General features: G+C 49.9%; 6 protein-coding genes. 3 read left to right on the top strand and 3 right to left on the bottom strand.

Annotated elements, in window-relative coordinates:
• Positions 1 to 134: 134 nt before the first annotated feature.
• Positions 135 to 359, bottom strand: a complete 225-nt coding sequence (locus tag JW883_10790; GenBank protein MBN1842752.1) for a hypothetical protein — start codon at positions 357 to 359, stop codon at positions 135 to 137.
• 437 nt (positions 360 to 796) lie between these two features.
• Here JW883_10790 and JW883_10785 point away from each other — a divergent pair, with 437 nt between their 5' ends.
• From JW883_10785 to typA, 3 genes are all read left to right on the top strand, one after another.
• Entirely contained in the window at positions 797 to 1,834 is a 1,038-nt protein-coding gene (locus tag JW883_10785) for a J domain-containing protein (protein ID MBN1842751.1), read from the top strand.
• Positions 1,835 to 2,371: 537 nt separating this feature from the next.
• Positions 2,372 to 3,442 (top strand): redox-regulated ATPase YchF, encoded by a 1,071-nt coding sequence (gene ychF / locus JW883_10780; GenBank protein ID MBN1842750.1) that lies wholly within the window; start codon positions 2,372 to 2,374, stop codon positions 3,440 to 3,442.
• A 68-nt stretch (positions 3,443 to 3,510) separates the two neighbouring features.
• The gene (gene typA, locus JW883_10775; GenBank protein ID MBN1842749.1) at positions 3,511 to 5,325 is read left to right on the top strand and encodes a translational GTPase TypA; all 1,815 of its coding nucleotides are present in this window, start codon (positions 3,511 to 3,513) and stop codon (positions 5,323 to 5,325) included.
• A gap of 43 nt (positions 5,326 to 5,368) precedes the next feature.
• Here the strand turns inward: typA and JW883_10770 are convergent, their stop codons facing one another.
• Positions 5,369 to 7,237, bottom strand: a complete 1,869-nt coding sequence (locus JW883_10770; protein ID MBN1842748.1) for an ABC-F family ATP-binding cassette domain-containing protein — start codon at positions 7,235 to 7,237, stop codon at positions 5,369 to 5,371.
• 50 nt (positions 7,238 to 7,287) lie between these two features.
• Positions 7,288 to 7,518, bottom strand: a complete 231-nt coding sequence (locus JW883_10765) for a hypothetical protein (protein ID MBN1842747.1) — start codon at positions 7,516 to 7,518, stop codon at positions 7,288 to 7,290.
• Positions 7,519 to 7,757 lie beyond the last annotated feature (239 nt).

Genomic DNA, 7,757 nt, shown 5'->3' with positions numbered 1-7,757 from the left:
TTCCAAACGCTCGTTGCTCTCATTTAAGACGCTTTCAACAAATTCACTATCCCCCAGAATCCTTTCATCGCCTTTCAACCGGATGCCCCTTTTCCGCAATGCTTTGATTCCGCGCCAACCCCCCAGACTCCTTATCAGACCGCCACCTGTAAGATCAGGCCTCTTGCCTTCGGCAATTCCTTATTAGGAATCAATGCCCAAGCAAAGCATTGGGTTTGTGTATCGAGGACGATGGTCCCAAGCCGATCCAAAAAGTTGACTCGATCAGCGTCCTCACGGAATATCTTGCCGCGCTCTATAGCCCTGATCATGATATGATGGAAAGCCCCAGGTGCGTCTATCCTTGCTTTTGTTGGCATGCGTCCTTATTATTCTCTTCTTCGGCCAACGTAAAGCATAAAATCATAGACGTCCCTAAAGCACCACAACCAAAGCATGAACCCTAACGGGTACGGCTTTTCAAAGACGCCGTCAATTTGGCAGGTACTCTAAAACAGGTCAGCTATGAAAAAAACTACCAGAGAAGCATGTTTTTTTCAAAATCGTAATGGCGTCATCATATGCATCATCTCCGATGCAGATTGGCCGATGGATGATTTTGTTTGACGGATTTCTCTTACGTTCTTACAATAAGAATGAAAAAGCACGGACCCAATCAATTACCACCCGTAAAACAGGTGGTATAAGGAAGGCCCCTAAAAGGGGCCATATCGAATCATAATATTTAGTCTTTGGACAGGATCAACAGAATCTTAAGGATTTAATTTTGTTTTGATTTGGCAGCGGAGGCCTTTTCTTGTATCTGGCTGAACAAAAAATAGGGAAACAGACGCATTATTTCATCAGGGAATCTGTCAAAGACGGCTGTTTCTTCAGGAGCCGCGATCTTTTTTGTCTCGGTACGAACCCTGCCAGTTATATCATCTACCCTGGAGGAAATGCCTTTTACATTGACGACGTTGTGGAAGATAGGCTGTCCGACCTGGGGGTGAGGGCGAACCAGGATGATCTGGAAGATATATTCTGGCCTTTTCTCAACCCCAGAATCAGACGGCTTGTGGACGCCCTTAAGGAAAAAGCCAGGGCCAGACGAAAAAAGGTGCGTGAGAAGCCCAAGCAGGACGACGTAATTCGTGCGCAGGTCAGTGATTTTGACAAACGACGTGTCCATTATTTCCGGTTCGGAGGCGTGGAACACAACAGCATCTATCGCATGCCTGTCGCCCTTTACAGATGGGCCTTTGAAAAATCACGGGATGAGATCGAACAGCGTTTTTTGAACATGGAGCGTTGCCTCAACCCATCGGAACCCAAAAACTACACCTTCGCCATCTTTGACCTGGAGCGGTTTTTCACGGAAAGTTGGGCGAGACAAGTCCCTCAGGGATTAGACCAAGACAAGATGGAGAAACACTTTCTGGAAGAGATTTGCCGACTGGATGAAGATGCCTCTTTCTGTAGCAGAAACAAAAAACGTGCGTGCCTGCACGAACATCTGATTCGATACGTGATCATGTTTTTTGATCACGACTATGCGCCGGACAGTTTTTTGGAAGACTATATAAGGGATTTCATCGATGCCAGGAGGGCGTGGAGGGCGCCGCCAAACAAACGGTCCGTGAGTCTTGAGGAGGCAAGCGCTATATTTGGCGTCAAAAAGGACGCCCTTAAAACCATGACCAAACGCGGGCTGCTCCGCCTTTATCGCCGTGTGGCCAAAAAAATGCATCCAGACACGGGGGGGACCAACGAAGCCTTTGTCCAACTCACCGAGGCCTACCATGAACTCCTGAGAATCAAGGAGGGGAGACCAAAATGGACCAGAAAACAGTAGGGGCCCCTGTTCTTGTCATAAGAAGTTCTGCTTTCTGTTTTCCCTTTCTTTTGATTTTCATAATGTTGATAAAACCGTAAAAAGTCGAAATCCGCCTCCGGCGGACTGTCATTCCGGCGAACCCGGATCGTGGTCCGGGGCAGGTGCCGGAATCCAGTTTATTCAGCTAGTTACAAAGGCTCTGGACTCTGGTTTTCACGACTCGACTGAGCTCGTCGAAGTCCGGATTGACGACTTTTTACGACTTCATCAATTTTAATATTTGACAAAATGATTCGACGTATTTAAACTATAGAGTTTTTATATTTGCGGTGCCAAACGGACGAATGGGCGCTTACCTTGAGACACTGTGGTTAAGGGCCACTCCAGAATGTATTGGGGTGGCCCATTTTTTGGATGCGTTGCACCACATGATCACCGTGCCTAACATGCAGCAGCCCCACTTTCGAAAAACAACCACGCCTCCCGTGGCATGATGTTTGCCGAGTCCCGCCAGCATTGCTTCTGCAAAAAAGGAAAGAGAATAGGGAAAAATTGATGAAAATCGGATTAATTGGTTTGCCGAATTCGGGAAAAACAACGGTTTTTAATGCCCTGACAAGGGCCGATGCAACGGTCACCGCCTATACCGATTGCAAGGCGAAGCCGAACCTGGCGGTTGTCGATGTGATCGATGACAGGATCACCTCCCTTTCGAAAATGTACAACCCCAAAAAAACCGTTCATGCCACCATTGAATTGACTGATTTTGTGGGTCTGAGCCAGGGTTCTGTAAAAGATGGCCTCTTTTCCAGCACATCCCTGGCTCTCATGAAGAACTCGGACGCATTGGCCTTGGTGGTACGCAACTTTCCGGATGCCGCCGGCGATCCTCCAGCACCTCTGGAAGATATTGCAACTATCAAAGATGAGTTGTTGATTTCCGACATGATTGTTGCTGAAAATCGACTGGAACGGATTGAAAAGGCCTACAAAAGGGGTAAAAAAACCAACATTCTTGAAATGGAAGAAAAGACCCTACGAGACATTGTAGCGCATGTGAGCAACGATGGATGGATCAGGGATCTCGACCTGGACGGCGACCAGGAAAAAATTATCCGTGGATTTCAGTTCCTAACGCAAAAGCCGTTCATGATTATTCTGAACTCCGACGAAACGCTTTTCGGAAATAATCAGGATATCCTTAGGGAAATCGAAAAGCAAAACAGTGTGATAGAATTTGCAGGGACATTTGAGATGGAATTGGCCCGCCTGACGGATGAGGACGACGTTAAGCTCTTCATGGAGGATATGGGTACTCAGGAATCGGCGCGGCAACGTTTAACCTGCCTGGCCTATAAGACCCTGGGCTATATCAGCTTTTTCACGGTGGGCTCCGATGAAGTGCGGGCATGGAACATTGTCCATGGAAACACCGCTGTAAAGGCGGCCGAAACCATTCACACCGATCTGGCCCGTGGATTCATCCGGGCCGAATGTTTCTCCTGTGATGATTTGATGCAATGCGGATCTGAAAAGGGTGTTCGCGAAGATGGCCACTTCCACTTGGAAGGAAAGGATTACATAGTCCGGGACGGGGACGTCATGAACATCCGCTTTCATGTTTAGCAAGACTTTAGATTTGAGATACGCCACCGAGTGGTTCGTAAGGGATAATCAACATGACACAAAAGAACATCCAGCAAGACAAGATTCGAAACGTCGCCATCATCGCCCATGTCGATCATGGAAAAACCACCCTGGTGGACCAACTGTTCAAACAGAGCGGTATGTTTCGCGATAATCAGCAGGTTGATGAGCGACTCATGGATTCAATGGATCTGGAGCGGGAGCGAGGCATCACGATATCCTCAAAGAACGGGTCCTTTGCACATGACGGGTATTGGATCAACATCATCGACACGCCCGGCCATGCCGATTTCGGCGGTCAGGTCGAGCGGGTTCTGAATATGGCCGATGGTGCGTTGCTGCTCGTTGACGCCCAGGAAGGCCCAATGCCCCAGACCTACTTTGTGCTCAAGAAAGCCCTTGCCATAGGGCTACCCGTCATAGTGGTGATCAACAAGATCGACAAACCAAACGCCCGGGCGGACTGGGTTGTGGATCACGTGTTTGACCTCTTTGTGAAACTGGACGCCCCTGATGATATCCTCGATTTTGCGGTCATCTATGCCTCTGCAAAAGACGGTTACGCCGTTACGGAGACATGGGAAGAGGGCTCGTCCATGGCGCCCCTTATGGAGACCATCATTTCTCACGTGCCGCCCCCGTCGGGCGATCCGGCAGGCCCCCTGCAGCTGCGAGTAAGCTCCATCGACTATTCACCCTTTCTGGGTCGCCTCGGCATCGGTAAAATCACTTCAGGCGATCTCAATGTCGGTCAGGCTGTTGTCGTGGCGGATCAGAGAGGCGCGCTTCTGTCTGCCGTCATTTCCCAGGTGTATCGATTTGAGGGCAACCGCAAAGTACCGACAGCCCATGCCGGTGTGGGCGAGATTGTTGCCGTTGCCGGAATGGACTCCGTCGCAATCGGCGACACCTATACGGTCCCGGATAACCCCTGCCCGTGCTCGCCGATTTCCATTGATCCGCCAACGATTTCGGTAAATATCCTCCCCAATGATTCACCCTTTGCGGGGACGGAAGGAACCTTCGTGACATCCCGCCATCTTGCCGATCGTTTGCATCGGGAAACTCTGGCGGATGTCGCATTGGTAGTAGAAGAGTTGGGCGAAGACGTGGGCTTTAAGGTGTCGGGTCGTGGGGAACTGCATCTGGCCATCTTGATTGAGAAGATGCGAAGAGAGGGTTACGAATTTCAGGTCTCTTGCCCCCAGGTTGTGTTGAAGCAGCAAGGTGATAAGACCCTGGAGCCCTATGAGGAGCTGACCATTGACGTCGACGAGGAGTACATGGGCACGACAATGGAAGGGCTCGGTTTGCGCAAGGGCAGGCTCATCGATATGCAAAAAGGAAGGGGCCGGGCGCGCCTCAGGTACAAAATACCTACCCGGGGCCTTATCGGCTACCGGTCTGAGTTCATGTCCAGCACCAGGGGCATGGGCGTTATGAATTATGTTTTTCTGGAATACGGCCCACACGCCGGCGAAATCCGCCATCGAAGAAACGGCGTCCTGATCTCAAAGTCTACCTGCATGACCGTGGCCTATGCCCTGTTCAACCTGCAGGCCCGAGGCAAGCTCTTTCACGGGCCGGGCGTTGAGGTCTATGAAGGACAGATTATCGGTGAGCACAGCCGAGACAGGGACCTGGTGGTGAACCCCGCCAAAGGAAAGAAGCTCACCAACATGCGCGCAGCAGGATCCGATGAAAACGTTATTCTCACGCCACCGTTGATCATGGGGCTGGAAGAATGTATTTCCTACATCAACGACGATGAGCTGGTCGAGATCACTCCCCGGAACATACGGCTCAGAAAACGCCAACGGCGGCCGACTTGCATGCCCGCAGTCCTACAAAATGCTGCATGAACCGTGGTCGTCCTGGTGAACGCTTTTTTGCAGCGTAGCGCGTCTATTCCAGTTCTGCCAATCTCTTCTCATACATAGTGCTCCGTTGTTCAAAAAGGCTGGTGATCTCTTCCAATTCATAAAAGAGCTTGTCAATGGCAGGTTGGCATTTGTGAATAGACTGAGAGACTATTGCTATCCTTTCGCCGTCATGAGCCTGGGATGCTTCCAGCATGGTCTGGCTGAGTTCATTGAGTTCCCGCTCGCGCGATTCAATTTCATGTTCCACCCGGGCAATACGCTCTTTGATGGGTTTCAGCACCTTGCCTCGTTCGGTTATAATCTCAGAGCGTCTCCGCCTAACCTCTTTTTTTGTCAACTTGGCAGACGGCCCTTCCTTGTCGGCATCTTTTTCAGTGTCAGGCTCCACCAGTCTTCGGACTTCTACTTCATTTTCCCAACCGCCTTTTTCCAGAAACCGTTGATAGCCTCCCTCAAACACACAGACCTCGTCATGCTGGAATACAATAAGCCGATCTGCAAGGGCGTCGAGAAACATTTCGTTGTGGGTAACCATCACAACTGTTCCTTCAAAGCTGGCGATAGCCGCCAGTAGAGAGTCACAGGAAAACATGTCCAGGTGATTTGTCGGCTCGTCAAGCAGTAGGAGGTTGACAGGCGCTGCAAGGATTTTGCCCAGCATCACCCTGGCCTTTTCTCCCCCTGACAGGACTGCTATTTTCTTTAGAGCAGCGTCGCCTTCAAACATCATTGCACCACCAATGTTGCGGGCCAATTGCCTGTCCACATCGGGATGGGAATGAAAAATTTCTTCCTCCACCGTTCTAGCCTCGTTAAGGCTTGCGATATTGGTCTGCTCAAAGAACCCTCTTGTTACGCCAGGATTGGAGACAATCTCACCGGCATCAGGTTTCAGATCTGCCGCGAGTAGTCTAAGGAGAGTGGTTTTGCCCTTGCCGTTCCTGCCGATTACGCAGACCCTGTCGCGGGCCCCTATGGTAATATTGAAATTTCTGATGAGCGGCACCTTGGGATCGTACGAAAACGAAACATCTCGGGCACTCATCACGTATTTTCCCCTATAAGGTCTGCTCCGGAAGGAGAAATCGAGTGTTTCGATCCGTTCAAGCCTCCCCAGCTTTTCCTTTTTCTCAAGGGTTTTGATCCTGGACTGCACTAGATTGGCGAGTCTGGCCTTGGCTCTGAACCGGCTTATGAATTCCTCGATCTTTTTTCGGCGACGATCGTCGTTGATTCGAGTTTTTTCGTATATTTCCTCCTGTTGGGCGATCTGAGCGTAGAGCTTTTCTGTGTTTCCCTCAACTTTGCGGACCTTTTTGCGGTGGATTGCCATGGTGTGCGTGACGACTTTGTCCATGAACCCCCTGTCGTGGGTAATAAGGATGAGTTCGCGAGGCCAGCTCAACAAAAAATGCTCAACCCACCGGATTGAAGTAATGTCGAGGTAGTTCGTTGGCTCATCCAAAAGCAGCAAATCCGGTTCAGAGACAAGTACCTTGGCGAGATTCAGACGGACCTGATATCCACCGGAAAACTCTTCCGGGTGGCGGGACAGGTCATTAGGGGAAAAGCCGAGTCCTGCAAGAATTTTTTCAACCTTCCAGTGGTGATCTCGCTCTTCTTCCGGAAGTCCCTTCATCCCTTCTTTCAAGACCGTATCTTCCGTGAATTCAAGGCGCTGCCGAACGTAACCAATGCGATGGTGTTTGGGTATTGTAATAGCTCCTGAATCAGGACGCTCGTCTCCGACAATTAGTCGAAACAGGGTCGTTTTTCCGTGGCCGTTTCGTCCAACGAGCCCAACGCGTTCGCGGGGATTAATCTTAAGGCTAATCCGTTCAAAGAGAACTTGAGTGCCGTAACTTTTTGTGAGATTCTCCACACTAATCATGTGGCTGCCCTATACCAGTCATAACGACCTTCCGGCAAATTTGCAATACGTCACCACTTTCTTCGAAGAAGGTTTATAATCCGGCCAAAAAAAGCTGTCAGTACAACCAAAGCCAGAACAAGTCCTACGGGAATAGCGATGAAAATACTTACCTTCAAGGCCAGAATCAGAAGTGGCACCAAGACAAATACGATTGCCAGTATTAGGATAATGGCAAGGCATCCGGTCAGGAAGTCTTTACTGAATCGGTGCCCTTGAGTTTTTTCATCGCTTTTTGTCATTCTTTTCCCCCTGCGAATTTTGTTCTTTGTTCTTGTTGATCTCCTTAAAGTGAAACTCTTAAGCTTTTTTCAAATTGACCAAAATATACAATTAATCTGACTATTTGTAAATCACTCAGTTTCCACGTCTACGTGAAGGAATGAAGCTCCCCGCAGCAAGTCGCCGACGCGCCATTTCAGCCGTCGCAGCCGCTCTGGCGAAGTCGGCAGCTTGGGCGACGGTGCGCTGCGGGGTATTC

The sequence above is a fragment of the Deltaproteobacteria bacterium genome (genome assembly GCA_016930875.1).
Lineage (GTDB): Bacteria > Desulfobacterota > Desulfobacteria > Desulfobacterales.
Note: the sequence above shows the minus strand (reverse complement) of the source record. Positions and strands in the feature narration are given on the sequence as shown.

Excerpts from the sequence above, each read along its gene's own strand:
- JW883_10770 (MBN1842748.1), bottom strand. The coding sequence starts at position 7,237 with ATGATTAGTGTGGAGAATCTCACAAAAAGTTACGGCACTCAAGTTCTC.
- ychF (MBN1842750.1), top strand. The coding sequence starts at position 2,372 with ATGAAAATCGGATTAATTGGTTTGCCGAATTCGGGAAAAACAACGGTT.
- JW883_10790 (MBN1842752.1), bottom strand. The coding sequence starts at position 359 with ATGCCAACAAAAGCAAGGATAGACGCACCTGGGGCTTTCCATCATATC.
- JW883_10765 (MBN1842747.1), bottom strand. The coding sequence starts at position 7,518 with ATGACAAAAAGCGATGAAAAAACTCAAGGGCACCGATTCAGTAAAGAC.